This window comes from Amycolatopsis sp. NPDC003861 (genome assembly GCF_053605405.1).
Genome location: NZ_JBSGJD010000155.1, coordinates 1 through 23,577 on the forward strand (window position 1 = coordinate 1; position 23,577 = coordinate 23,577).

25 protein-coding genes are annotated in these 23,577 nt (G+C 73.2%); 10 read left to right on the plus strand and 15 right to left on the minus strand.

All coding sequences use genetic code 11. The annotated features are described in order from the left end of the window. Positions 1 to 62: 62 nt before the first annotated feature. Genes ACWEVN_RS31045 through ACWEVN_RS31055 form a run of 3 tightly spaced genes read right to left on the minus strand, consistent with a single transcriptional unit; the run spans position 63 to position 4,619 of the window. Positions 63 to 1,148 (minus strand): glycosyltransferase family 4 protein, encoded by a 1,086-nt coding sequence (locus ACWEVN_RS31045; protein WP_452053636.1) that lies wholly within the window; start codon positions 1,146 to 1,148, stop codon positions 63 to 65. After that, positions 1,141 to 3,651, minus strand: a complete 2,511-nt coding sequence (locus ACWEVN_RS31050) for a glycosyltransferase (protein WP_452053637.1) — start codon at positions 3,649 to 3,651, stop codon at positions 1,141 to 1,143. The genes ACWEVN_RS31045 and ACWEVN_RS31050 overlap by 8 nt, the downstream gene beginning before the upstream one ends. A gap of 32 nt (positions 3,652 to 3,683) precedes the next feature. After that, positions 3,684 to 4,619, minus strand: coding sequence for a glycosyltransferase family 2 protein (locus ACWEVN_RS31055; protein ID WP_449687065.1), 936 nt, complete (start codon positions 4,617 to 4,619; stop codon positions 3,684 to 3,686). A gap of 9 nt (positions 4,620 to 4,628) precedes the next feature. Between ACWEVN_RS31055 and ACWEVN_RS31060 the strand changes: the two genes are divergently transcribed. The 3 genes from ACWEVN_RS31060 (at position 4,629) to ACWEVN_RS31070 (ending at position 7,969) form a co-directional block, all read left to right on the plus strand. Continuing rightward, entirely contained in the window at positions 4,629 to 5,705 is a 1,077-nt protein-coding gene (locus ACWEVN_RS31060; RefSeq protein ID WP_452053638.1) for a glycosyltransferase family 4 protein, read from the plus strand. A 95-nt stretch (positions 5,706 to 5,800) separates the two neighbouring features. Next, positions 5,801 to 6,931, plus strand: coding sequence for a glycosyltransferase family 4 protein (locus tag ACWEVN_RS31065; RefSeq protein WP_310971364.1), 1,131 nt, complete (start codon positions 5,801 to 5,803; stop codon positions 6,929 to 6,931). A 177-nt stretch (positions 6,932 to 7,108) separates the two neighbouring features. Further along, positions 7,109 to 7,969, plus strand: coding sequence for a glycosyltransferase family 2 protein (locus ACWEVN_RS31070; protein ID WP_452053639.1), 861 nt, complete (start codon positions 7,109 to 7,111; stop codon positions 7,967 to 7,969). Here ACWEVN_RS31070 and ACWEVN_RS31075 read toward each other — a convergent pair. Next, a complete protein-coding gene (locus tag ACWEVN_RS31075; protein ID WP_449687069.1) occupies positions 7,966 to 8,418 on the minus strand; it encodes a hypothetical protein in 453 nt (150 codons plus the stop codon). The genes ACWEVN_RS31070 and ACWEVN_RS31075 overlap by 4 nt on opposite strands. Positions 8,419 to 8,559: 141 nt before the next feature. Between ACWEVN_RS31075 and ACWEVN_RS31080 the strand changes: the two genes are divergently transcribed. Together ACWEVN_RS31080 and ACWEVN_RS31085 are read left to right on the plus strand one after the other, a co-directional pair. Beyond that, on the plus strand, positions 8,560 to 9,639 hold the full coding sequence (locus ACWEVN_RS31080) for a sugar phosphate nucleotidyltransferase (protein ID WP_452053640.1): 1,080 nt from the start codon (positions 8,560 to 8,562) through the stop codon (positions 9,637 to 9,639). 4 nt (positions 9,640 to 9,643) lie between these two features. Continuing rightward, on the plus strand, positions 9,644 to 10,540 hold the full coding sequence (locus ACWEVN_RS31085) for a DNA-3-methyladenine glycosylase family protein (RefSeq protein ID WP_452053641.1): 897 nt from the start codon (positions 9,644 to 9,646) through the stop codon (positions 10,538 to 10,540). Positions 10,541 to 10,967: 427 nt separating this feature from the next. Here ACWEVN_RS31085 and ACWEVN_RS31090 read toward each other — a convergent pair whose 3' ends face one another. From ACWEVN_RS31090 to ACWEVN_RS31120, 7 genes are read right to left on the minus strand one after another with little or no spacing between them, the layout of a single operon-like run. Continuing rightward, entirely contained in the window at positions 10,968 to 11,267 is a 300-nt protein-coding gene (locus ACWEVN_RS31090; protein ID WP_452053642.1) for a hypothetical protein, read from the minus strand. Continuing rightward, positions 11,267 to 11,632, minus strand: a complete 366-nt coding sequence (locus ACWEVN_RS31095) for a GntR family transcriptional regulator (protein WP_449679049.1) — start codon at positions 11,630 to 11,632, stop codon at positions 11,267 to 11,269. Before ACWEVN_RS31095 ends, ACWEVN_RS31090 begins: the two co-directional genes overlap by 1 nt. Continuing rightward, a complete protein-coding gene (locus ACWEVN_RS31100; protein WP_452053643.1) occupies positions 11,629 to 12,213 on the minus strand; it encodes a hypothetical protein in 585 nt (194 codons plus the stop codon). The genes ACWEVN_RS31095 and ACWEVN_RS31100 overlap by 4 nt, the downstream gene beginning before the upstream one ends. A 27-nt stretch (positions 12,214 to 12,240) precedes the next feature. Further along, positions 12,241 to 12,786, minus strand: coding sequence for an NUDIX hydrolase (locus ACWEVN_RS31105; protein ID WP_452053644.1), 546 nt, complete (start codon positions 12,784 to 12,786; stop codon positions 12,241 to 12,243). Continuing rightward, a complete protein-coding gene (locus ACWEVN_RS31110; protein ID WP_452053645.1) occupies positions 12,783 to 14,177 on the minus strand; it encodes a coenzyme F420-0:L-glutamate ligase in 1,395 nt (464 codons plus the stop codon). The genes ACWEVN_RS31105 and ACWEVN_RS31110 overlap by 4 nt, the downstream gene beginning before the upstream one ends. Then, positions 14,113 to 15,102 (minus strand): 2-phospho-L-lactate transferase, encoded by a 990-nt coding sequence (gene cofD / locus ACWEVN_RS31115; RefSeq protein ID WP_452053646.1) that lies wholly within the window; start codon positions 15,100 to 15,102, stop codon positions 14,113 to 14,115. The genes ACWEVN_RS31110 and cofD overlap by 65 nt, the downstream gene beginning before the upstream one ends. After that, the gene (locus ACWEVN_RS31120) at positions 15,099 to 16,109 is read right to left on the minus strand and encodes a GNAT family N-acetyltransferase (RefSeq protein WP_452053647.1); all 1,011 of its coding nucleotides are present in this window, start codon (positions 16,107 to 16,109) and stop codon (positions 15,099 to 15,101) included. Before ACWEVN_RS31120 ends, cofD begins: the two co-directional genes overlap by 4 nt. Before the next feature lie 59 nt (positions 16,110 to 16,168). Between ACWEVN_RS31120 and ACWEVN_RS31125 the strand changes: the two genes are divergently transcribed. From ACWEVN_RS31125 to dapC, 3 genes are all read left to right on the plus strand, one after another. Then, positions 16,169 to 16,351 (plus strand): hypothetical protein, encoded by a 183-nt coding sequence (locus ACWEVN_RS31125; RefSeq protein WP_449687080.1) that lies wholly within the window; start codon positions 16,169 to 16,171, stop codon positions 16,349 to 16,351. A 109-nt stretch (positions 16,352 to 16,460) separates the two neighbouring features. Continuing rightward, positions 16,461 to 16,781 (plus strand): ferredoxin, encoded by a 321-nt coding sequence (gene fdxA / locus ACWEVN_RS31130; RefSeq protein ID WP_003083029.1) that lies wholly within the window; start codon positions 16,461 to 16,463, stop codon positions 16,779 to 16,781. Then, entirely contained in the window at positions 16,778 to 17,869 is a 1,092-nt protein-coding gene (dapC, locus tag ACWEVN_RS31135) for a succinyldiaminopimelate transaminase (RefSeq protein WP_452053648.1), read from the plus strand. Before fdxA ends, dapC begins: the two co-directional genes overlap by 4 nt. Here the strand turns inward: dapC and ACWEVN_RS31140 are convergent. Beyond that, positions 17,863 to 18,480, minus strand: a complete 618-nt coding sequence (locus tag ACWEVN_RS31140) for a TetR/AcrR family transcriptional regulator (protein ID WP_310970879.1) — start codon at positions 18,478 to 18,480, stop codon at positions 17,863 to 17,865. The two genes, dapC and ACWEVN_RS31140, sit on opposite strands and share 7 nt — an antisense overlap. Positions 18,481 to 18,561: 81 nt before the next feature. Here ACWEVN_RS31140 and ACWEVN_RS31145 point away from each other — a divergent pair, with 81 nt between their 5' ends. Continuing rightward, positions 18,562 to 19,968, plus strand: coding sequence for an FAD-dependent monooxygenase (locus ACWEVN_RS31145; RefSeq protein WP_452053649.1), 1,407 nt, complete (start codon positions 18,562 to 18,564; stop codon positions 19,966 to 19,968). 42 nt (positions 19,969 to 20,010) lie between these two features. On the opposite strand, the gene ACWEVN_RS31150 is transcribed toward ACWEVN_RS31145, so the two are convergent. Genes ACWEVN_RS31150 through ACWEVN_RS31160 form a run of 3 tightly spaced genes read right to left on the minus strand, consistent with a single transcriptional unit; the run spans position 20,011 to position 22,415 of the window. Then, positions 20,011 to 20,943 (minus strand): CHAD domain-containing protein, encoded by a 933-nt coding sequence (locus tag ACWEVN_RS31150; RefSeq protein WP_452053650.1) that lies wholly within the window; start codon positions 20,941 to 20,943, stop codon positions 20,011 to 20,013. A 28-nt stretch (positions 20,944 to 20,971) separates the two neighbouring features. Then, positions 20,972 to 21,955: a 2,3,4,5-tetrahydropyridine-2,6-dicarboxylate N-succinyltransferase gene (gene dapD, locus ACWEVN_RS31155; protein ID WP_449687084.1), complete on the minus strand. Its 984-nt coding sequence runs from the start codon at positions 21,953 to 21,955 to the stop codon at positions 20,972 to 20,974. A 28-nt stretch (positions 21,956 to 21,983) separates the two neighbouring features. After that, a complete protein-coding gene (locus ACWEVN_RS31160; protein ID WP_310970872.1) occupies positions 21,984 to 22,415 on the minus strand; it encodes a hypothetical protein in 432 nt (143 codons plus the stop codon). A 23-nt stretch (positions 22,416 to 22,438) separates the two neighbouring features. Here ACWEVN_RS31160 and dapE point away from each other — a divergent pair, with 23 nt between their 5' ends. Continuing rightward, positions 22,439 to 23,509, plus strand: a complete 1,071-nt coding sequence (gene dapE / locus ACWEVN_RS31165) for a succinyl-diaminopimelate desuccinylase (RefSeq protein WP_452053651.1) — start codon at positions 22,439 to 22,441, stop codon at positions 23,507 to 23,509. The last annotated feature ends 68 nt before the right edge of the window (positions 23,510 to 23,577 follow it).

Genomic DNA, 23,577 nt, shown 5'->3' on the forward strand with positions numbered 1-23,577 from the left:
GTCAGACGCACCGAACGCCACATTGGGTGCGTTGGACGCAACCAACGCCACATTGGGGCGCTTCAGTGGCGGCCGGAGGCGAGCCGGTAGGCGCCCACCGTCAGCTCCGCGCACGTTCGCCACGTGAAGTTGGCCGCGTGGGCCCGGCGGGATGCCGATGTCGCCACCGCGTGCGGGTCCGTCACCGCCGTGCGCAACGCCTCCGCCAAGCCGTCCACGTCGCCGTACGGGACCAAGCTTGCGCACTCGCCCGCCACTTCGCGCAGCGCCGGGATGTCCGTGCACACCACCGGGACGTCCGAGGCCATCGCCTCCAGGACCGGCAGGCCGAAACCCTCTTCGCGCGACGGAAGCACCAGGGCCGACGCACCCGCCACCACCGTGCGCAGGTCCACATCGGACAGATAGCCGGTCTGGGACCGCCGGGCACCGCGCGGGAACGGGCCGGGGCCCGCGAACACCAGGTCCGGCAGGTCCGGCGCCGCCTCGTGGGTGCGCGTCAACCAGTCCAGCCCCTTCCGCGGTCCCGCCGCGCCTGCGAACAACAGGTAGCGGGAAGGCAGGCCGAGGCGCGCGCGGCGCTCGTCGTCCGGGGGGCGGGCGGTGAACCACGCCGGGTTGACGCCCAGCGGGGTCACCACGATTTTCTCGCGGGAGACGTCGAGGCGCTCGGCCACCGCGTCCGCCACCGCCGCCGTCGGCGTGCAGATGACGTTGGCGCGGCGGGCGCCGCGGCGGACCAGGTCCGGCAGGCCGCGGTCGCTCGGGGCCAGCTCGGCCGGGTTGTCCAGGAACGCCAGGTCGTGGATCGTCACCACGCCCGCCGCGCGGAGGCGGCCCGGGAGCACGAAGTTCGTCCCGTGGACCACGTCCGTCGGGCCGGCGAACAGCTCCACCGGCGGGAAGTCCGACCGCAGCCACGCCGCCCGCAGCAGCCGCGCCGCCACCGGCATCCCGCGGGCGCGCGCGCCGTACGGGAGCACGTGGCGCAGCCGCCGCCAGCCGCGCAGGGTGAACGCCACCGCGCGCGTGTCGACCTCCGGGATCGATACCAGTTCTTCGCTCAGCGCGGCCGTGTAGCGGCCGATCCCGGTGCGCGCGCCGAGCAGCGGGGTGCCGTCGAGGAGGACGCTCAGAGACCTAGCCACGGCGAAGCCGTTGCTTCGCGACCTTCACCGCGCGACCGCCCACGCGCCGGGCCAGCTCCGCGGGCCCGCCGGCGTCGAGGTATTCGCGGATCAGGTCCAGGTCCCGCCGCAGCATCGCCCGGCCGCGCACCGGCGGCGTCGTCACCAGGTCCGCCGAGCCGGGCAGCCGGTCGGCCGCCGGGCGCGGGTCGCGGCAGAACTCCACCAGCGGCTTCAGCGCCTCCGGCCACGCGAACCGCTGCGCGACGACGGCCAGCCGCTCGACGCAGCCCACGGCGAATTCCTCGTCGTACAACGCCTTTTCGAGCGCGTCGGCCAGGGCGGCGTCGTCTTCGGCCGGGACGACGACGCCGAGGCGTTCGGTCCTCACCAGGTCGGCGAACGCGTCGCCGTCGGTGGTGACGATCGGAAGGCCCGCCCACAGGTAGTCCAGGACGCGGGTGCGGAACGCGAAGGTCGTCTCGACGTGCTCGTAGTGCGTCGTGACGCCGCAGTTCGCGTCCAGCAGCCAGTTCTGGCGCTCGTGGTAGGGCACCCACTGCTCGTTGAAGTAGACGTGCTTGCCGGTCAGGCCCAGCGCGTCGGCCAGCCGGATCGTCCGCGCGCCGATGTCCATCTCGGCGACCTCGGGGTTCGGGTGCTTCATGCCGAGGAACACGAGCCGGACGTCGCTGCGGTTGCGCCGCAGGCGATCGATCGCGCGGACCAGGGTCAGCGGGTCGAACCAGCTGTACACCCCGCCCGCCCACAGCACGACGTGGTCGGTGCCGCCGATGCCCAGCGACGAGCGCAGCCCCGGCCCGGTGCGCACCGGCGCTTCCGGGGGCAGCCCGAAGGGGACGACCGCGAGCAGCGACTGCGTCGTCGGGTCGGCGTCGTAGAGGCGCGGCGAAAGCCGGCCCATCGCGGCGAGGTGGCCGAGCCAGAAGTGCCGCTGCCGCTCGGACGCGCAGAGGAAGAAGTCGCCGCGTTCGAGCTGGGCGTCGAGGACGCGGGTGACGCCGGCGAGGTCGGCCGCGCGCTGGTCGTCGGGGACGCCCTTGCCCTGCTCCAGCAGCTCCAGGTGCATCGGGTCGTAGAGGTCGGCGACGACGATCTTGCCGCTGTGCTGCTTCTTCAGCGACGGCGCCAGCTCCAGCACGTGCCCCTGCAGGACGACGACGTCGGCCCAGGCGATCGGCGCGTCCAGCTCGCGGTGCTTGCCCGCGCCGACCCGGAACGGCGCGGGCGGCGGTGTGGCCAGGGGGTTGGTGGTGATGAGGTGGACGTCGTGCTCGGCGGCGAGCGCGAGGGCGATGTTCCAGGCGCGGATCGCCGGCCCGGCCATCCGCTCGGTGAGTGCGTCGCCGGTGATCACCAGGATCTTCCGGCGCTGCCCGAACGCCTTTTCGATGCCGAACGCCTCGACGAGGATGTCGTGCGCGGCCAGGTAGCGCGGCAGCGGGTACGCCGGCTCCAACGCCTTGCGCAGCAACGGAAGCAGGTCGGCGTCGGTGCGGACGCGGGCGGCCTGTTCGACCGCTCGGGATTCGGCCAGCGACGGCAGCTGCTCGACGAACTGGTCGATCGCGAGCAGCCCGGCGAGCGTGGTGCGCGGGATGGCGACGTCGCCGGACTCGACCGGGCCGACGCCGTGTTCGAGGTCCAGCTGGGTGGCGTCCAGCTCGCCGCGGGCGGTGGCCCGGCGCACGGCCAGGGCGAGCGCCGCGGGCAGCGCCCTGACCAGGGTCTCGTCGGAGAGGTTCTTGTAGAGCGCGGCCAGGGCGTTGCGTTCCAGGAGGAATGTCTCGCGGCCGGATTCCGGGGCGTCGACCGAGGCCATCGTGGCGTGGTGGCGGTGGAACGTCAGCGACGCCGGGACGTACCGGACGCGCCAGCCGCGCAGGTTGAGCCGCCAGCCGAGGTCGACGTCCTCGTAGAACATGAAGAACCGCTCGTCGAAGCCGCCGAGCTCGGCGAACACGCCCGCCCGGACGAACATCGCCGAGCCGGTGCCGAACAGGACGTCCTTGGCGACCTCGTGCTCGGCCGCCGGGACGTCGGCCAGTGGCGTGCCGGCGTGGCGCTTGTAGCCCATGCCGAACCAGGTGAGGCCGCCGTCGACGAAGTCGGTGCCGGTGCCGTCCCAGTCGAGGACCTTGCTGGCCACGGCGGCCACGCCGGGCTGGGCGCGCAGCTCGGCGACGGCGGCGGAGACCCAGCCGGGCGCCGGGCGGGCGTCGTTGTTGAGGAAGCCGAGGACGGTGCCCTTCGCGTGCTTCGCGCCGAGGTTGCAGCCGCCCGCGAAACCGGTGTTGCGGCCGGCCTCGACGACCTGGGCCTGCGGAACGGCCTCGCGGAGGCGCGCGGCTTCGGCCGGGTCGGCGGAGTTGTCGACGCAGATCAGCTCGAGCTCGGGGTAGTCGTGCTCGGCGAGCGCGCGCAGGCAGGTGATCGTGTCTTCGGCGCCGTGGTAGTTCACCACGATCACCGAGACGAGCGGTTGCGGTTCCCCCTGCGCCAAAGCCAGCTCCTGTCGTCGGATTGCCAGCAAGCTTAAAGGCCCGCCCATGCCTCCCAGACCGCGCCTCGGCCGAGAGCCGCGCGGCGGGTGATCTTGCGGCGGGTCCGCAACGTCGCTGGTAGCCGCGCGGCCACCTCGGCCAGCACGCGGCAGCGCAGGCCGAACCGGAAGTTCGCCGCCGCGGGCCGCCCGGGGCGCAGCGGCAGCACCGCTGTCAACACGGCGAATCGGAGCAGCTGGTTCACCGCGACGCCGCGGGGCGCGCAGCGCAGCAGCATGAGCAGGCGATTGCGCTCGTTCCAGCGGTGGAACAGGGGCGACCCCAGCTCGCTGCTGACGCCGTGGGCGTGCCGGACGCGGGCGCCGGGCGCCGCGACGACGTCCCACCCGGCCAGCCGCAGCCGCCACGCCGTGTCGGTGTCCTCGTAATAACAGAAAAATCCGGCCGGGACGCCGTGCACGCTCCTGAGCGCGTCGGTGCGCAGCAGGGCCGCGCCGCCGCAGAAGCCGAACACCTCGCCGGCGGGCTCGGTGACGTCGGCGCCGTGGCCGTCGGCGGTCAGCCGCACGCCGGCGGACTGCGTGGTGCCGTCGGGACGCACGAGCCGGGACGTCGCCGCGGCGGCCAGCGGCGCCTCTTCGAGGGTGTCCTCCAGCGTGGCGAGCCAGTCCGGTGCGGGTTCGGCGTCGTCGTTCAGCCACGCCATGAGCGGGGTCTGGACCTTTTCCAGGGCGACGGCGAGCGCGCCCGCGTAGCCGGTGTTGCGCGGCAGCCGGACGACTTGCGGGTGCGAAGAGTGGGCCGCGAGCAGGGCGGCCGTGCCGTCGGCGGAGGCGTTGTCGACCACGAGCGTCCGATGTGGACGGCTCTGCGCGGCGAGCGCGTCGAGGCAGGCCGTGATCTGCCCGGCGCCCCGCCAGGTCACGACTACCACCGTGGTGGCGGGATTCGCGGTCACGTCCCGCACAATAGCCGCGTGCCCGAACTGGTCGTGCTCGCCGAGCAGCTCCTCGCGCCGGTGCCCGGTGGCACCGGCCGCTACACGGCCGAGCTGCTGCCCGCGCTCGCGAAGACCGCGCCGCCGGGCTGGACGGTGTCCAGCGTGGTCGCGCGGCACGCCGACGTCGACGCGGCCCGGCTGGACGGCGTCGACGGGCCACGGGTGCTGCGGATCCCGCCGCGCGCGCTGGTCGCGGCGTGGCAGCTGGGCCTGCTCTGGTGGCCGGGCGGCGACGCCGTGCACGCGCCGACGCCGTTCGCGCCGCCGCGCGCGCCCGCCGGGAAGACGCTGAGCGTGACCGTGCACGACACCGTGCCGTGGACCCACCCCGAGACGCTCACCGCGCGCGGGGTCAGCTGGCACCGGTCGATGATCGCGCGGGCCGCGCGGCGGGCGTCCGGGCTGGTCGTGCCGACCCGGGCCGTCGCCGACGAGCTGGCGGTGCTCATCGACGTCGACGTCCCGGTGCGCGTGGTGCCGCACGGCGTCCGGGTGCCGGCCGGTGACGCGGACCTGGAGCTGCCGGTGCGGTACGTGCTGGCCGTGGGCACGATCGAGCCGCGCAAGGGCATCGACGTGCTGGTCGACGCGGTCGCGGCGCTGGAAGGCACGGTGCTGGTGCTGGCCGGCCAGCCGGGCTGGGGCGGCGTCGACCCGGCGGCGCTGGCGGCCGAGCGCGGCCTGCCCGCCGAGCGGCTGCAGGTGCTCGGGAAGGTGTCGGACGCCGAGCTGGCGACCGTGCTGCGCCGCGCCGACGTGCTGGCCGTGCCGAGCCTCGCCGAGGGGTTCGGGCTGGGCCTCCTGGAAGCGATGGCGGCCGGGATCCCGGTGGTGCACACCGACGTCCCGGCGCTGGCCGAGGTGGCGGGCGGGGCCGGGCTGATGGTGCCGCGAGGGGACGCGGCGGCGTTGACGGCCGCGCTGCGCGAGGTGCTGGGGTCGCCGTCGAAGGCGGCGGAGCTGACGCGGGCGGGCCGGGAACGGGCCCGGACCTTCACGTGGCGCCGCGCGGCGGAGGCCGTGTGGGCGATCCACCGCCGCGCGCACGACTGAGCCTCGGTTCGCGCACTGACCAGCCCGGTTTGCCAGTTCCTCACCATGGCGCGGGGGCGCCGCCGTACTCTGCTGGGGTGAGCGATGACCCCCGGGTGCTGATCGACGCGACCGCGGTTCCCGCGGACCGCGGCGGTGTCGGCCGGTACGTGGACTCGCTCGTCGCCGCGCTCGACGCGGACGGGGCGCGGATCACCGTCGTCTGCCAGCCCCGCGACCTGCAGCTTTACGATCAGCTGGCGCCGCGCTCCCGGGTCGTGCCGGCCTCCCCGGCGACGACCACCCGCACGGCCCGCCTGACCTGGGAACAGGCGACCCTGCCCCGCCTGGCCCGCCGCCTCGGCGCGGACGTCGTCCATTCGCCGCACTACACGATGCCGCTGGCGACGTCGGCGGCCTCGGTGGTCACGTTGCACGACGCGACGTTCTTCACCGACGCGGTGCTGCACTCGTCGGTGAAGGCCCGGTTTTTCCGCGCCTGGACGGCGACGGCGCTCCGGCGGGCAACGCTGTGCGTCGTGCCTTCGGCGGCGACGGCCGCGGAGCTGACCCGCGTGGCCCCGGTGCGGCACGCTTCCCTGGAAGTGATTCACCACGGAGTGGACAGCGAGCGCTTCCACCCGCCCTCCCCGGCGGAGGTCGCGGCGGCGCGCGCGGCGGTCGGCCTGGGGCGGACGCCGTACGTGGCGTTCCTGGGGGCACTGGAGCCGCGGAAGAACGTGCCGGCGTTGATCCGCGGCTTCGCGCGGGCGGTGGCCGGGCGCGCCGACGCGCCGGCGTTGGTGCTGGCCGGCCAGCCGGGCTGGGACACGCAGGTGGAGCGGGCGCTGGACGCGGTGCCGCACCGGCTGCGCGTGATCCGGGCGGGGTACCTGCCGTTCGGGACGCTGGCAGGCTTCCTGGGCGGTGCTTCGCTCGTCGCGTACCCATCGCTGGGCGAGGGGTTCGGCCTGCCGGTCCTGGAGGCAATGGCGTGCGGCGCGTGCGTGCTGACGACGCGCAGGCTGTCCCTGCCCGAGGTGGGCGGCGACGCGGTGGCGTACTGCGGAGTGGGCGCGGGCGACGTCGCGGCGGCGTTGAGCGAGCTGCTGGCCGACCCGGGCCGCCGAGCCGAGCTGGCGACGGCGGCCCAGCAGCGGGCCAAGGAGTTCTCATGGGCCACGACCGCTGAACGGCACCGGGAGGCCTACGCCAAGGCCTGGTCCCGCCACCTGAGGACCCGCTGACCCGTGATCCGAGAGTCGACACGCGTGATCGGAGGGTCGACACGGCGGCGAGCAGCCTCGCACAGCGTGTCGACCTCTCAATCACGCGTGTCGGCCTCCTGAGCACGCGTGTCGGCCGTTCCGTCACGGGCTGCGGGGTGGCGGGGTTGCGCTGGGTGACGCGTGGACAATGGCCGGGTGACTGAGCACCCCCGCTATGGCGACGATGTCGGCGTCGTGACCGTGACCTACTTCTCCGAGGACACCATCGAGCGGTTCCTCGACACCCTCGAGAAGGCCACCGAGCGCGAGGTCAAGGTGGTCGTCGCGGACAACGCGTCCGTCGAAGGTGCCCTTGAGCGGGTCACCGCCGATCGGAAGAACGTTCAGCTGCTCCCCATCGGGGAGAACGTCGGCTACGGGACCGCCGCGAACCGGGGCGTTGCCGAGCTCGACGACTCCTACGGCTGGGTGGTCGTCGTCAACCCTGACCTCGAATGGGAGCCCGGGTCGCTCGACGCGCTGCTCGAGGTCGCCCGGCGGTGGCCGCGCGGGGGTGCCTTCGGGCCGCTGATCCACGACGTCGGCGGGACCGTCTACCCCTCGGCGCGGCTTCTTCCCTCCTTCGGGCGCGGGATCGGGCACGCCCTCTTCGCGAAGGTCTGGCCCGGCAACCCCTGGACGAAGGAGTACCGGCAGGAGACCGGCACCCCGGCCGAGCGCGTCTCGGGCTGGCTGTCCGGCTCGTGCCAGCTGTTCCGCCGGGAGGCGTTCGACTCCGTCGGCGGCTTCGACACGCGCTACTTCATGTACTTCGAGGACGTCGACCTCGGCGACCGGCTCGCCAAGGCCGGCTGGCTGAACGTCTACGCGCCGACCTCGCGCGTCATGCACGAAGGCGGGCACTCGACGTCGCAGGCGTCGAAGAAGATGCTGGCCGCGCACCACGCCAGCGCCTACCGCTACCTCGCCGACCGGCACCAGGGGCTCGCCTGGAAGCCGGTGCTGGCCGCCGTGAAGCTCGGCCTCGCGGTGCGGCTGAAGCTCGAGACCCGCTAGATCCCGTCGAGCCGGCGTGAAAGGTCGGACTTGCCGATGTTCTGCGTCACCGTCGGCACCAGGCCGGTGTCCTCCGGATCGGGCTCCTTCAGCGGGCTCGTGATCTGCTCGGCCTGGGGCCGGCGCGCCAGCGGCGTGGACATCGGCGTCGTCGGCGACGGCGTGCTCAGCGGTGTCGTCGACTGCGGACGGCGGCCGCCCTGGACTTCCATCCGGCGGGTCGGCGCCGCGCCGGCCAGCGGGTGGTCGTTCTCCTCGATCAGCGACGCCGGCAGCTGCGTGGTCGTGTCGGGGTCGCGGCTGCGGTCGAGCCCGTCGATCTGCGCGCGCGGGATCTGCTGGGTGTTCGCCGAGTCCATCGGTGACGTCGCGCTGTCGGGTGTCACGACGAACACACCGCGCGCCTGGGCTCGTGCGAGCAGGGCGTCCGCCCGATCGCGGGGGTCCATCCCCTCGGCCTCCCGACTGACCCGGGGCCCTCTGGGGAAAGGCCCGCCTGTTTCCTGTCTAGGGTAGGCCCTCCGGGCGACCTCCGTCAGGGTTTCCCGCGGCTTGTCGCTCAGCGGTGCGTGATACAAGAGGAGATTTCCGTGACGTCCGAGGTTGAGGTCGATGCCGTCGTGCTGGTCGGGGGCAAGGGCACCCGCCTGCGTCCACTGACCCTGTCGGCGCCGAAGCCGATGCTCCCGACCGCCGGGACGCCCTACCTGAGCCACCTGTTCTCCCGCATCCGCGAGGCCGGCATCCGGCACGTCGTGCTGGGCACGAGCTACCGGGCGGAGGTGTTCGAGGAGTACTTCGGCGACGGCAAGGCCATCGGCCTGGACCTGGAGTACGTGGTCGAGGAGGAGCCGCTCGACACCGCGGGCGCGATCCGGAACGTCTACGACAAGCTGCGCGCCGACCACGTGATCGTCTTCAACGGCGACATCATCTCCGGCTCGGACCTCGGCGAGCAGCTGCGCATCCACCGCGAATCCGAGGCCGACGTCACACTGCACCTGCAGCGCGTGCCGGACCCCAGCCGGTTCGGCTCGGTGCCGACCGACGAGACCGGGCGCGTCCAGGCGTTCCTCGAGAAGACGCCGAACCCGCCGACCGACCAGATCAACGCCGGCTGCTACGTCTTCCGCCGTCCGGTGATCGAGGCCATCCCGACCGGGCGGCGGGTGTCGGTCGAGCGCGAGACGTTCCCGCAGCTGCTGGAGCAGGGCGCGCACATCCAGGGCTTCGTCGACGAGTCCTACTGGCTGGACGTCGGCACGCCGGAGGCGTTCGTGCGCGGCTCGGCCGACCTCGTGCGCGGCCTGGCGCCGACGTCGGCGCTGCCCGGCCGTCCCGGTGACTTCCTGGTGCTCGACGGCGCGTCGGTGGCCGAGGACGCCCAGCTGTCCGGCGGTTCGACGATCGGCGTCGCGGCCGTGGTGGGTTCGGGCGCGAAGATCGACGGTTCGGTGCTGTTCGACGGCGCGGCGGTCTCCGAGGGCGCGATCGTCGAGCGCTCGGTGCTCGGCCACGGCGCCCGCGTCGGCGCCGGAGCCGTGCTGCGCGGCGTGGTGCTGGGCGACGGCGTGTCGGTGGGAGCCGGCTGCGAACTCCTGGACGGCGCCCGCGTGTGGCCGGACGTCGTCCTGCCCGACGGATCCGTCCGCTTCTCGAGCGACGCGTAGCCCGATGTTCTGGCGTCCCGCGTTCGAAGTCGACCTGGGCCGGGTCCTGGGCCCGCTGAAGCGCGGCCGCGGGTCGCTCAACATCCTCACGGACGAGCGCGGCATCACCTGGCTGGCGTCGAACACGCCGGACGGACCGGGAACCCTGGCGTTGCGCCGGCTGCCCGACGGCCGCATCGAGGCCGCGGCCTGGGGCCCGGCGAAGGACCGGCTGCTCACGGGCGTGCCGGCGTTGCTGGGGGCGAATGACGACGATTCGGGCTTCGTCGCGCACCACGACGTCGTCGCGCGGGCCCGGCGGGCGAACCCGGGCCTGCGGCTGGGGGCGACCGGAGTGGTGTGGGACTGGCTGGTGCTCGCGGTGCTGGAGCAGAAGGTGACGGGCAAGGAGGCGATCCGGTCGTGGGCGGAGCTGTGCCGCCGCTTCGGCACGCACGCCCCGGGCCCGGCGCCGGAGCGGCTGCGCGTGCCGCCGACGCCCTCGACGTTGAGCACACTGCCGGACTGGCACTGGCACCGAGCGGGCGTCGACATCAAGCGGCGGACGGCCCTGGTGAACGCCGCGCGCGTGGCGGGCCACCTGGAGCGGGCGGTGGAGCTGGGCGGGCTCGAGGGAAGGCATTGGCTGCGCCAGGTCCCGGGCATCGGAGTGTGGACGGCGGCGGAGATCGCCCAGCGCGCCTGGGGCGACCCGGACGCGGTGAGCTTCGGCGACTACAACATCCCTTCGATGGTGGGGAACGCGGTGCTGGGCACGAAGCTGGACGACGTGGGGATGGCGGAGGTGCTGGCGCCGTACGCGCCGCAGCGGCAGCGGGTGGTGCGGTATCTGGAGGCTGCGGGACACACGCGGCCACGGTTCGGGCCGAGGATCGAGCTGCGGGACTATCGCGCGATGTGACGGCGGTGGTTGGGGTGCTCGTGTGGGTGATGGGCGCTGGTGCGGGCCGGCGCGGTCGTGGGGCTGGCGGCGCGGTGCCGTGTGGGTGACGTGGGCTGCTGGCGCGGGCGCGCTCCGCTTCGCGGGTGAGGTGCGTGGACGCGGCGGGTAGGCGGGGTTGCGGCGGGCGCGCGGTCTCATGTGGGTGACGTGGGCTGCTGGCGCGGGCACGCTCCGCTTCGCGGGTGAGGTGCCTGGCCGCGGCGGGTAGGCGAGGTTGCGGCGGGCGCGCGCTCCCGTGTGGGTGAGGGGTGCTGCGGCAGCGCGAGGGTGGCCGCGGTCGTGGGGCTGGCGGCGCGGTCCCGTGTGGGTGACATGGCCGCCAGCGTGCGAAAGGTGCCCGCGGGACCGGTGCGGCCGCAGGACTGGTCTGCCGCGAAACTCCGGCCTACTGCTGGGGAGGGTAGCCACCCGGCGGTGGCGGGTACGGGGGCTGCTGGCCCGGGAATCCCGGCGGCTGCTGCCCCGGGTAACCCGGCCCACCGAAGCCTTGCTGCGGCGGGTAACCCGGCGGCTGTTGGCCCGGGTAGCCCTGCTGCGGCCCGCCGAAGCCCGGCTGCTGGTAGCCCGGGTACTGCGGCGGGTACGGCGGCTGCTTCGGCTTGTTCGAGTTCACGATGAGCAGCACCACCCCGACGATGCCGGCGAGCACCACCAGGATGATCAGCAGCATCAGCACGCTCACCATCAGCTCTCCCCCTCGTCGAGTGCCGCGCGGACGATCGACAGTGCCTCGGCGTCGGCGAGGCCGAGCTTACGGGTCGTCTTCGCGTACTCCGCCGCCGCCTGCTGGGCCTTGCGGCGGGACTGGTCGCCTGCCGCCGCGACGAAGCTTCCGGCTCGGCCTCGGGTTTCGATCAGGCCCGCCTCCTCCAGCTCGCGGTACGCCCTCGCCACCGTGTTCGGCGCTATGCCCAGGTCGGCCGCCAGGCGGCGGACCGTGGGCAGCTTGGTGCCCACGGCCAGGGTCCGGTCGTTGATGCGCGTCGCGAGCCCGGACCGGACCTGCTCGTACGGCGGGACCGGCGAACCGCTGTCGAAGGGGACGATCACCAGCTCTGCGGACCCGCTCCCGGCCCCGGCAGCTGTTGCTGCGGCGGGAACGACGGCCCCTGCGGCGCGTACTGCTGCGGCGCCGGCGGATACCCCGGCTGCTGCGGGAAACCCTGCTGCGGCGAAGACGGATACCCCGGCTGCTGGGCCGGCGCGAAGCCCGGCTGCGGCGCGGCGAATCCCTGCGACGGCGGTGGCGAACCCGCGGCCGCAAATCCCTGCGACGGCGGCGCGAATCCCGGCGCCGCAGAACCCGCGGGCGCAAACCCCGGCGCTGCAGAACCTCCAGGCGCGAAACTCGGCGCCGTAGAACCCGCAGGCGCAAACCCCGGCGCCGCCGCACCCCCGCCCGCAAATCCCGGCGGAGGCGCCGCAAACCCTTGCTGCGGCGGGAAAGCCGGGAACTGCCCGCTCTTCTTCAGCGCCTCTTCGCGGCGCATCTTCGACACCCGGACGATCACCGCGACGACGAACACGATGATGCCCAAGACGATCAGCCCGAGCACGATGTACCCGAACACGCCGGTGTCGCCGCCACCGCCGGAGTGGTAGTGCACCCGCTCCGGGAACTGTGTAGCCATGTGGTCCCTCCCTGTCCGCGGACCAGGCTATCGCCCGGCACCGACAGGAACGGCCGCTTTCACCAGATCGGCGAGATCTTCGGACCCCTCCGGCAGCGCGTCCGCCGGCCACCACCGCAGGTCGTCGGACTCGTCGCTGCGCACCGGCTCCGCGCCGGCCGGCGCGTGCACCGCGAAACGGACGTCGAAGTGCCGGGTCGGCACCCCGAGCGAGCACGTGATCGGGTGGACGTCCAGGTGCACCGGCTCCGCGACGAGACGCAGCCCGGCGATCCCGGACTCCTCGGTGGCCTCCCGCAGCGCCGCCCCGGCCAGCGACTCGTCCGACGGCTCGCAGTGGCCGCCGAGCTGCAGCCAGCGGCCGACCCGCGGGTGCAGCGTCAGCAGCACTCGCGTGCCGGTGTGGTCCAGCACCACCGCCGATGCCGTCAGGTGCCCGGCCGCGCAGGAGCGCCGGCACGAATCGTCGCGCGCGGCCAGGAACCCGAGGAACGCCTGGCGCAGCGACTCCTGGGACGCGACCGCAGGCCGCCACGACGAAAGCGTCGTGACGGCGTCCGCGTGCAGGCTCACAGCTCCAGCAGTCCTTCCCCGGCCAGGGCCGGCCCACGCGGTTCCGGCTCGGTGAGCGGCACGCCCACGGCGACCGAGCCCAGCGGCTGCCAGCGCTCGTCGAGACCGAGGACCTCGCGGACGACGTCCGCGGCGAAGATCGTCGAGCCGATCCAGCACGACCCCAGGCCCTCGGCCGCCAGCGCGACCAGCAGGCCCTGGACCGCGGCGCCGCCGGCTACCGTGAACATCGTCTTCTCGCAGTCGTTGCGGCGGTCGTCGCGGTAGGTGTGCGCGCCGTCCGGCACCAGGAACGGGAGGACGATCTCGGGTGCCCGGTACAGGATGTCGCCCCGGCTGAGCCGCTTCGCGATCTGCTCCGGCGTGAACTCGTCGCCGGACAGGTCGGCCTGCCACGACTCGCGCATCGCGTCCAGCAGCTTCTTCCGGACGCCGGAATCGCGCAGCCAGACGAACCGGACCGGGTGCGTGTGGTGCGGCGCAGGCGCGGTCAGCGCGGACCCCACCGCCCGCCGGATCGAAGTGGGGGAGACCGGCTCGTCCGCGAAGTGCCGCACCGAACGCCGGGCCGGCACGGCCTCGCGCCTGCCCTGCGCGACGGCTTCGTTCGCGCCCAGCCGGAAGAGGTCCTCCTCCAGCGGGCGGACCAGGTCCCGCGCGGTCGAGCCGTCGTCCTCCGGGAAGAACCCGCGGACGACCGCGACCGGCGTCCCACCCAGCTTGCCCTTGACCAGGTCGGCGGCCGCGGCGAGCTCGTCGGCGATCGCGACCTCGGTGACGGCCAGCTCGTTGCCCTGCCCGTCGACCTCCCCGCGGTAGGCGTGCAGCACGCGCAGCCCCGAAGACCCGATAGCGGCGTCGGTCTGCCCGACCCGCCAGGCCCGCCCCATGGTGTCGGTGACGACGACGGCGACCTCGACGCCGAGCCGCTCCCGCAGCCCGTTGCGCAGCGCCAGCGCCGACGCGTCCGGGTCGGCGGGCAGCAGCGCGACCTCGTCACCGGCCACATTGGACGCGTCGATCCCGGACGCCGCCTGCACGATCCCCAGGTGGTTCTGGGTGATCACGGTCCGGGCGATTCGCGCGACGATCCGCACGGCCTCCTGTTCGACGAGCTTCCGGCGTTCGGCGTCGCGGGCCTCCGGGTCCGACGGCACGCGCACCAGCCTGCCCTCGGCCTTCGAGACGATCTTGCTGGTCACGACCAGGACGTCCCCCGACCGCAGCCAGGGCGCGGCGGCGACGATCGCGCCGGTCAGGTCGTCGCCCGGGCGGAACTCCGGCAGCCCGGTGACGGGCAGGATCTCCAGCTTGGGGGCAGCGTGGTCACTCAACGGGGGCTCCAGCCAGTTCGAGGGCGGCGCGGGCCATCGCCGCGGTCGCGTCCACATCGGACATCAGCAGCGGGACGTCGCGGACGGTCACGCCCGGCACGTCGGCCGTCTCGCCTTCCGCGATCAGCCAGCCGTCGAGCACGCCGCCGTCCTCGCGGGAGCCGTAGTGCCGGCCCACCGCCTCGGCGGACGTCTCGACGCCGATCGCGGTCAGGCACGCGTCGGCCATCCCGCGCAGCGCCTTGCCGCCGATGATCGGCGACACCCCGACGACGCGGGCGGACGTCTTGCGCAGCGCGTCCCGCACCCCGGGCACGCCCAGCACGGTGCCGACCGACACGACCGGGTTCGACGGCGCGAACAGCACCGCGTCGGCGTCCTTGATCGCTTCCGGCACGCCGGGCGCGGGCTTGGCCTCGTCGGCGCCGACGGCAACGATCGAGTGCGCCTTCGGCTCGGCGCGGTAGCGCACCCACCACTCCTGGAAGTGGATCGCCTTCTGCTGGCCGTCCTGCTCCGGGTCGTCGATGACGACGTGCGTCTCGACGCGGTCGTCGGACATCGGCAGCAGCCGGACGCCGGGCTGCCAGCGGTCGCACAGGGCCTCGGTGACGGCCGAGAGCGGGTAGCCCGCGCGCAGCATCCGCGACCGGATCAGGTGGGTGGCGATGTCCTTGTCGCCGAGCCCGAACCAGTCCGGGTCGGCGCCGTAGGCGGCCAGCTCCTCCTTGACGACCCAGGTCTCGCCCGAGTGCCCCCAGCCGCGTTCGGAGTCGATCCCGCCGCCCAGGGTGTACATGCAGGTGTCCAGGTCGGGACAGATCCGCAGCCCGTGCATCCAGACGTCGTCGCCGGTGTTGACCAGCGCCGTCACCTCGTGCTCCGACTCGGAGGCACCCTCGGGTGCCATGCCCAGCGCTGCCTTGACACCCAGCAGGAAGCGGGCCCCGCCCACTCCGCCGACCACTACCACGATCTTCACGACGTCGAATCCTCGCACGAGCCGGGTGCGGGCACCCAGTACCGGTATTTGTGGTGCGGGGCGTAGCCGAGCCCCGCGTAGAGCGCGAGCGCGCCCGAATTCCGTTCCGCGACCTGCAACACCGAGTGGACCGCCCCGTGTTCCACGCCCCACGCGTGCACCGCGCCCATCAGCGCGGACGCCAGCCCGCGGCGGCGGAAGGCGGGGGCCACTTCGAGGCGGCCGACGTGCAGCCAGTCGTCGACCAGGGCCCCGCGGACTACCCCGGCGAGCACCCCGTCGACCAGGGCGGCGCCGTAGCCGATCTTCCCGCCGCTCAGGACCTGCCGCGCGGCCGGGGAGTCCTCGGTGGGCCGCATGGCGAGTGCCCACCAGCCGGGGGCGGGTTCGTCGCCGATGGTGACGGCCGGGATCGCCGGGGCGGGGTGGTCGCCGACGGGGGCGGGAGGTGCGGGCTGCTCGCTGCATTCAACGCACCCAATGTGGCGTTCGGCGCGTCCAACGCACCCAATGTGGCGTTCGGTGCATCCAACGCACCCAATGTGGCGTTCGGCCACAGTGCCGCCCGGGACCGCGGGCTCCCCGCCGACCTGGGCGCCCGGCATGGCGGGCCCGGGCTCCAGCCTGACTCCCGGGACCGCGGGCTCCCCGCCGACCTGGGCGCCCGGCATGGCGGGCCCTCGCCCCAGCGGCGTGGTGAGCACCACGACCTCGTGGCCGGCGCCGTGGCCGGTGGCCTGGTGCCAGCCGGCCGCGGCGATGGCGTGTTCGTTCGGGCTGTCGCGGACCACCTGCACCATCGGGGTGATCCCCCGATCGTGGGCGAAATCACACACCGCGCGCAGGGCGTCTCCGAGCGGGCGAACCGGGTCGCCCACGGCCAGTGCGCTGTTGGCGCGGCCGGTGAAGCCGTCCGCCCAGCGCAGGCGCCACTCACCCAGGGGATCCTCCACCAGGGGCGGCCATGCTTTGCTGCACGTGATTTCGAGCTTCTCGGCGGCGTTCACCGCTAGATTGTGACGGAGGCGGTGAAAGTCGCGGGAGCGGATTTCGGCAGGAGGTGACCGTGGGTATCCAGCGCAAGGACGAGCGGCACAACGAGAAGCTGGTCGACGAGATCGCCGAAGGGTTCAACCGAGCCGTGGGGGAGAAGAAGCCCGAAAGTGACACAGACGAGGCGCCCAAACCGCGCTTCGTCATCACCGGTGACGCCCGGGCGACCCCGCCCCCGCGCCGCCGGGAGAGGTGAGCTCCATACCCGGGGTATGGCTAAGGCTTGCCTCACCAACCGAACGGGTGCCGACGCCGCGTAATGTCGGCACGGACTGGCTGTTTGCAGAGAAAAGCAGGAGTGCGCAGTGACCTACGTGATCGCCGAGCCCTGCGTCGACGTGCTCGACAAGGCGTGTATCGACGAGTGCCCCGTGGACTGCATCTACGAGGGCGAGCGGATGCTGTACATCCACCCGGACGAGTGCGTCGACTGCGGCGCCTGCGAGCCGGTCTGCCCGGTCGAGGCGATCTACTACGAGGACGACGTCCCGGACAACTGGTCGGACTACACCAAGGCGAACGTCGACTTCTTCGACGAGCTGGGTTCGCCCGGCGGCGCGTCCAAGGTGGGCAAGACCGCGCACGACCCGGCCTTCATCAAGGCGCTGCCCCCGCAGGGCGAATGAACCGGATCGCACTGCCCGACTTCCCCTGGGATTCGCTCGCCGCGGTCAAGGCCACGGCCCAGGCGCATCCCGGTGGGGTCGTCGACCTCTCCATCGGCACGCCGGTCGACCCGGTCCCGGACGGCATCCGCGCGGCGCTCGCGTCCGTCTCGGAGATCCCCGGGTACCCGACGACCCACGGCATCCCGGCTTTGCGGGAAGCCGCACGGGGAGCGCTTTCGCGGCGGCACGGTGTCGACGGCATCGAGCCGGACGCCGTGCTGCCGACGATCGGGTCCAAGGAGGCCGTGGCCTGGCTGCCGCGCCTGCTCGGTTTCGGCCCCGGCGACCTCGTCGTCATCCCGGAGCTGGCGTACCCGACGTACGAGGTCGGCGTGCTGCTGGCGGGCGCGTCGTTCCTGCGCGCCGACAGCACGGTCGCGCTCGGCCCGCAGAAGCCGGCGATGATCTGGCTGAACTCGCCGTCCAACCCGACCGGCCAGGTGCTGCCGGTGGAGCACCTGCGCAAGGTCGTCGAGTGGGCCCGCGAGCGCGACGTCGTCGTGGTGTCCGACGAGTGCTACCTGGCCCTGGGCTGGGAGTCCGACCCCCGGTCGATCCTGCACCCGGACGTCTGCGGCGGCCGGACCGACGGCCTGATCGCGGTGCACTCGCTGTCGAAGTCGGCCAACCTGGCCAGCTACCGCGCCGGCTTCCTGACCGGCGACCCGCGCCTGATCAAGCAGCTGCTCGAAGTGCGCAAGCACGCGGGCATGATCGTGCCGCGCCCGGTCCAGGAGGCGATGGTCGCCGCGCTGTCCGATGACGAGGCGCTGCGCGTCCAGCGCGAGCGGTACGCCCGCCGCCGGCTGGTGCTGCGGAAGGCGTTGCTGGACAACGGGTTCCGCATCGACCACTCCGAAGCGGGGCTCTACCTCTGGGCCACGCGCGACGAGGACGCCTCGGCCACGGTCGGCTGGCTGGCCGAGCGCGGGATCCTGGTCGCGCCCGGCACGTTCTACGGCCCGAAGGGCGGCAAGCACGTCCGGGTCGCGCTGACCGCGACGGACGAGCGCATCGACGCGGCCGTGGAGCGGCTGACTCAGTAATCGCGGCCGGTGAGGCCCCGGTAGACGAACCGGGTCAGCAGTTCGATCGCCTCTTCGTCGGTCGGGGGTGTCCAGCCCGCCGGCGCGTCGTGCAACCACGTCGCCGCGAAGGCGTCGACGAGGTTGTAGATCAGCATTCCGCAGCGGTCCGGGTCCGCCGGGAGGCGCATGCCGGCGCGGGTGATGTACGCGAGGTGGTCGTCGAGGTCGGCCGCCTGGGACGCGCCGAACCGGGCCACCGTGCGCGCGAACGACTCGCTGACCATCGCCGCCTGGCGCAGGGCCAGCATGGTGGCCGCGTTGTCGCGGTAGAAGTCCCAGTACTGCTTGACGTGCCAGCGCACGGCCGCGGGGTCGCTGAAGTCGGCCAGGTGGTCTTCGCTGTCGGCGCTCTCGTCGCCGGAGGCCGCGATGTCGGCCATCAGCGCTTCCAGGAGCTCTTCCTTGCCCGCGAAGTGGTTGTAGAACGACCCCGCGGCCCGGCCCGCCTCCGCGGTGATGTCGGTGATCTTCGTGTTCAGGTAGCCCTTCCGGGCGAAGACGCGCTTGGCCGCGGCCTTGAGCGCGGCCTCGGTCTCCGCGGCCTTTTCCTTGCGGCTCGTCGCCGTCATCGGCACCTCCCTTGACACGGGACGCTAGCAGCGTCATTCTGAATCCAGATTCACTGAACTTAAATTCACTGGGAGGGTGACATGGACACTCGGGTGCTGATCGCCGGAGCGGGACCGACCGGGCTGACGCTGGCCATCGAGCTGGCGCGGCGGGACGTCGCCGTGCGGATCATCGACAAGGCCGAGACGTACTTCGTCGGCTCGCGCGGCGACGGGATGCAGCCGCGCACGCTGGAGGTGTTCGAGGACCTGGGGGTGCTCGACGCCGTGCTGGCCGCGGGCATGGCCCCGGTGCCGATGAAGATCCACCTCGGCGGCGAGGTGGTCGGCGAGCGGATGATGTTCGACCCGGTCGAGCCGACGCCGTCGCGGCCGTATCCGACCGGCTGGTTCCTGGGCCAGTCGCAGACCGAGGGCATCCTGCGCGACCGGCTGGCCGAGTTCGGCGTGCGCGTCGAGCTGAACACCGCGCTGACCGGCTTCGAGCAGGACGACGACGGGGTCACGGCGACCCTGAGCACGGGGGAGACGGTCCGCGCGGAGTACCTGGTCGGCGCCGACGGCGGCAAGAGCTTCGTGCGCAAGACGCTGGGGATCGCGTTCGAGGGCACCACCGACGAGTCCATCCGGATGCTGCTCGGCGACGTCGTGGCCGAGGGCCTCGACCGGAACTTCGGCCACTGGTTCGCGACGCCGGACGAGCCGATGAGCGGCATGATGTTCAGCCCGCTGCCGGGGACGCCGCACTTCCAGTTCGGCGCCGCGCTCGGCGACGGCGAGACCGACGTCGAAACGGCGCTGCCCGCGGTCCAGGCCCGGCTCGACGCGCTGAGCGGCGGCACGGTCAAGCTGTCCGGCCTGGCCTGGTCGACGGTGTGGCGGCCGAACATCCGGCTGGCGGCGAGCTTCCGCGACGGCCGCGTGTTCCTGGCCGGCGACGCGGCGCACGTCCACCCGCCGACGGGCGGGCAGGGCCTGAACACCGGCATCCAGGACGGCTACAACCTCGGCTGGAAGCTCGCGGACGGGTCACCGGAGCTGCTGGACAGCTACGAGATCGAGCGGCGCACGGTGGCGGCCCGGGTGCTGGGGGTGTCGGCGGGCCTGCTGCAGAAGTACGTCGACGGCGACGAGGACGCCCACCGGCGCGGGGAGGACACGCAGCAGCTCGACATCACCTACCGGGGCGGTCCGCTGTCCCCGGCGGGGACCGGGGAGCTGCGGCCGGGCGACCGGGCGCCGGACGCGCCCCTGGTGGCCGCGAACGGCAAGCGCGTGCGGCTGTTCGAGCTGTTCCGCGGCCCGCACGCGACCGAGCTGCTCTTCGGCGAGGGCGAGACGCCGGGGTACCGGATCCTGCCGCCGGGGAGCGCGGCGACGGGAACAGACCTGGTCGACGAGGGCGGCCACGCGTACGCGGCGTACGGGGCTTCGGCGGGCCGCCGGGTGCTCATCCGCCCGGACGGTTACGTCTGGTCGATGTCCTGACGGGCCGGCTCGCCGAGCTTGGGGCTGGCGGGCGGGGCGCGGTCAGGCGTGGAGGGCCTTGGCGGCGGCGTCGACCGCCGCCCAGGAAGCGCGCCACGCCGCGCGGGCCTCGGCTCGGCGGGCCAGCTCGCGCTCGGCGATGCGGCCCGCGACGAAGCCCATCGGGCCGTCCGCCGACTCCAGGACCGAACGCATCCTCTCGGCCGCGAGCACCGCGTCCTGGTGGTCGCCCAGCACCGTCTGGAAGTCCTTCGTCGCCTTCAGCAGCCTTTTGATCTTCGCCGCCTGCTTCTTCTTCGCCGACGTCTGGGCCAGCTCGGCCGCGTAACGCAGCTTCTTGCCGTGGATGCGCAGCGCGTGCAGGTCGTCGTCCGGCGGGTCCGCGGGCAGCGCACCGACCGCCTTCGTCAGCTTCCGGTGCGGCTTCGCCAAGCCCGCGATCAGGTCGTGCGGCCGGTCGGACGGCGCGACGGTCTCCGCACGCGTCAGCAGGCTCACCTCGCGCAGCAACGTCGAGTACCGGGCACTCGACAGTGCCCGCGTCAGGCGCCGCTTCGCGGTGGCCCGCTCGGTGACGAACTTCGACACGAGACGGCGGCCGGGGGCCTGGTCGCGGACCTCGAAGTCCGCGATGACCTCGCGCAGGTGCCCGATCAGCACGTCGTAGTCGCGTACCTCGCCGAGGGACTGGCCCAGCCAGCCCAGCTCGGCGCGCACCGGCTCGGCGCCGTCACCGACCAGCTCGCCGGACAGCTTCAGCACGCTGCGCATCCGCCGCAGCGCGACGCGCATCTGGTGCAGGTCCTCCGGATCGGCGCCCGAGCGCGTGCCCGGTTCGTGCGCGAGCAGCGCGCGGATTTCGCGGTCGAGCTTGGCCCGCACGTGGTGGGCGGCCGGGTCGGCCGGACGCGCTTCGACGGGCGCGTCCGGCAAGCCCAGCTCGGCCGGGGTGCGACGCAACGATTCGGTGGTCACCTCATGAATAGTAGGTGAACGATCGACTTCAGTCGTTGGCGTGCAGCGCCGCGTTCAGCTCGACACCGGAGCCGGTGCGCGGCACGACCTCGACCGCGCCGGTGCCCGAGTTGCGGCGGAACACCGCGCCCGAGATGCCGTTGAGCTCGCGGGCCTTGACGACCTTGCCCTCGACGACGACCTTCGTGCCCGCCGTCACGTACAGGCCCGCCTCGACGACCGTGTCGTCGCCCAGCGAGATCCCGACGCCGCCGTTCGCGCCGATCAGGCAGCGCTCGCCCAGCGAGATCGTCTCCTTGCCGCCGCCCGACAGCGTGCCCATGATCGACGCGCCGCCGCCGACGTCCGAGCCGTCGCCCACCACGACACCGGCCGAGATCCGGCCCTCGACCATCGACGCGCCGAGCGTGCCGGCGTTGAAGTTGACGAAACCCTCGTGCATCACGGTCGTGCCGGACGCGAGGTGCGCGCCGAGCCGGACCCGGTCGGCGTCGCCGATCCGGACGCCCGACGGCAGGACGTAGTCGACCATCCGCGGGAACTTGTCGACGCTGTAGACGGTCACCGGACCGCGGGCCCGCAACCGCAGCCGGGTGGTCTCGAAGCCTTCGACCGGGCACGGGCCGTGGTTGGTCCAGACGACGTTGGCCAGCAGGCCGAACATGCCGTCCAGGTTCTGGCCGTGCGGCCGGACCAGGCGGTGCGAGAGCAGGTGCAGCCGCAGGTACATGTCGTGGGTGTCCGCGGGCGCGTCGGCCAGCTTGCCGATCGTGGTGCGCACGGCGACGACCTCGACGCCGCGGTCGGTGTCCGGGCCGAGCAGCGCCGCGGCGGCCTCGCCGAGCACTTCGGCGGCCTCTTCGGCGCTCAGGCGCTCGGTGCCGGGGGTGCCCCCCTCGACCAGCTTGGGGTGCGGGTACCAGGTGTCGAGGACCGTCCCGTCGGTCGTGACGGTGGCCAGCCCGACGCCGCTGGCGCCGGTCGTTTCGGGGTTCGGGCTCTGCTCACTCACGCCCGACACGGTAGTCGAGTGACGCGGATCAACCACTCGTGGGCCGCGCGTCTACCTGCTTCTTCAGGCCCGAAAGGGCGGCGGCGATGTCGACCAGCGCCTGCGAACACGGACCGCCCGCGGCCGGGACGGTCGTGCAGCCCGCGCTCCGGAACTCCCCGACCGCCTGGTCCAGCTTGCCGGCCTCGGCGGTCAGCTGCGGGTCGCGGTCGTCCGCGCGCTTGCGGGCCGCGCCCGGCACGTTGCCGACCTCGGTGACGTACTTCTCACAGCCCTTCGGCAGCTGGGTGCGCGGGCTCGCGTAGCACTGGTCGACGGTCAGCGCGTCGAGCTTGGTCGGCAGCGCGTCCGGACCGGGCTCGCCGCCTTGGCGCGGGGGCGTCGGACCGGCCTCTTTCCCGCAGCCCGAAAGGACCAGGACCAGCACCGCGCCGCCGACGGCGACTCCGAACCTACGCACACCCCCACGGTAGCGTGCGGGTCATGAGCCTCGATCTGCACGCCGATCCGGTGGACCTGACCGCAGCGCTGGTGGACATCTTCAGCGTGTCCGGCGCCGAGGCGGAGATCGCGACGGCGGTCCAGGACGCGCTGCGGACGCAGGCCCCGCACCTCGAGGTCGTCCGCAACGGCGACGCCGTCCTCGCGCGGACCAACCTGGGCCGCGAGTCGCGGGTCGTGCTCGCCGGGCACCTGGACACCGTGCCGGAGAACGGCAACCTCCCGTCGCGGCGCGAAGGCTCCGGCGACGAGGAGATCCTGCACGGCCTCGGCACGGTCGACATGAAGGGCGGCGACGCGGTCTTCCTGCACCTGGCGGCGACGCTGCCTTCGCCGAAGCACGACGTCACCTTCGTCTTCTACGACAACGAAGAGGTCGAAGCGGTCAAGAACGGCTTGGGCCGGATCGAGCGGGAGCTGCCGGAATGGCTGGCCGGCGACCTGGCGATCGTCGGCGAGCCGTCGAACGGCGTGATCGAGGCCGGCTGCCAGGGCACCATGCGCGTCGAGCTGCGGCTTTCGGGCAAGCGGGCGCACACCGCGCGGGCGTGGATGGGCGAGAACGCGATCCACGCGCTGGCCGAGCCGCTGCGGCGGCTGGGGGAGTACACGCCGCGGATCGTCGACATCGACGGCCTGACCTACCGCGAAGGCCTCCAGGCGACGTCGATCAGCGGCGGCGTCGCGGGCAACGTGGTCCCGGACGCGGCCGTGCTGACGGTGAACCACCGCTTCGCCCCCGACCGCGACGCGGCGGCGGCCGAGCGGCACCTGCGCGAGGTGTTCGCCGGGTTCGAACTGTCCGTTGTGGACCTGTCGCCGGGAGCGCTGCCGGGCCTGTCGGCCCCGGCGGCGGCGGAACTGGTGGCGGCGGCGGGCGGCCGCGCGGCAGCCAAGCTCGGCTGGACGGACGTGGCCCGCTTCGCGGCGCGCGGCATGCCGGCGGTGAACTTCGGCCCGGGCAACCCGACCCTGGCGCACACGAAGCAGGAGAACGTCCGGACGGCGGAGATCCGCCAGGTCACCGAGGTACTGCGCAAGTTCCTGAGCTGAGTCTCCCAGCGCCCCAATGTGGCGTTGGGTGCGTTGGACGCACCGAACGCCACATTGGGTGCGTTGGA

Bases quoted from the DNA above. Each gene is read 5' to 3' on its own strand.
- ACWEVN_RS31075 (WP_449687069.1), bottom strand. From the start codon at position 8,418: ATGGACCCCCGCGATCGGGCGGACGCCCTGCTCGCACGAGCCCAGGCG.
- ACWEVN_RS31085 (WP_452053641.1), top strand. From the start codon at position 9,644: ATGTTCTGGCGTCCCGCGTTCGAAGTCGACCTGGGCCGGGTCCTGGGC.
- ACWEVN_RS31090 (WP_452053642.1), bottom strand. From the start codon at position 11,267: ATGGTGAGCGTGCTGATGCTGCTGATCATCCTGGTGGTGCTCGCCGGC.
- ACWEVN_RS31100 (WP_452053643.1), bottom strand. From the start codon at position 12,213: ATGGCTACACAGTTCCCGGAGCGGGTGCACTACCACTCCGGCGGTGGC.
- ACWEVN_RS31110 (WP_452053645.1), bottom strand. From the start codon at position 14,177: ATGTGGACGCGACCGCGGCGATGGCCCGCGCCGCCCTCGAACTGGCTG.
- dapC (WP_452053648.1), top strand. From the start codon at position 16,778: ATGAACCGGATCGCACTGCCCGACTTCCCCTGGGATTCGCTCGCCGCG.
- ACWEVN_RS31140 (WP_310970879.1), bottom strand. From the start codon at position 18,480: ATGACGGCGACGAGCCGCAAGGAAAAGGCCGCGGAGACCGAGGCCGCG.
- ACWEVN_RS31145 (WP_452053649.1), top strand. From the start codon at position 18,562: ATGGACACTCGGGTGCTGATCGCCGGAGCGGGACCGACCGGGCTGACG.
- dapE (WP_452053651.1), top strand. From the start codon at position 22,439: ATGAGCCTCGATCTGCACGCCGATCCGGTGGACCTGACCGCAGCGCTG.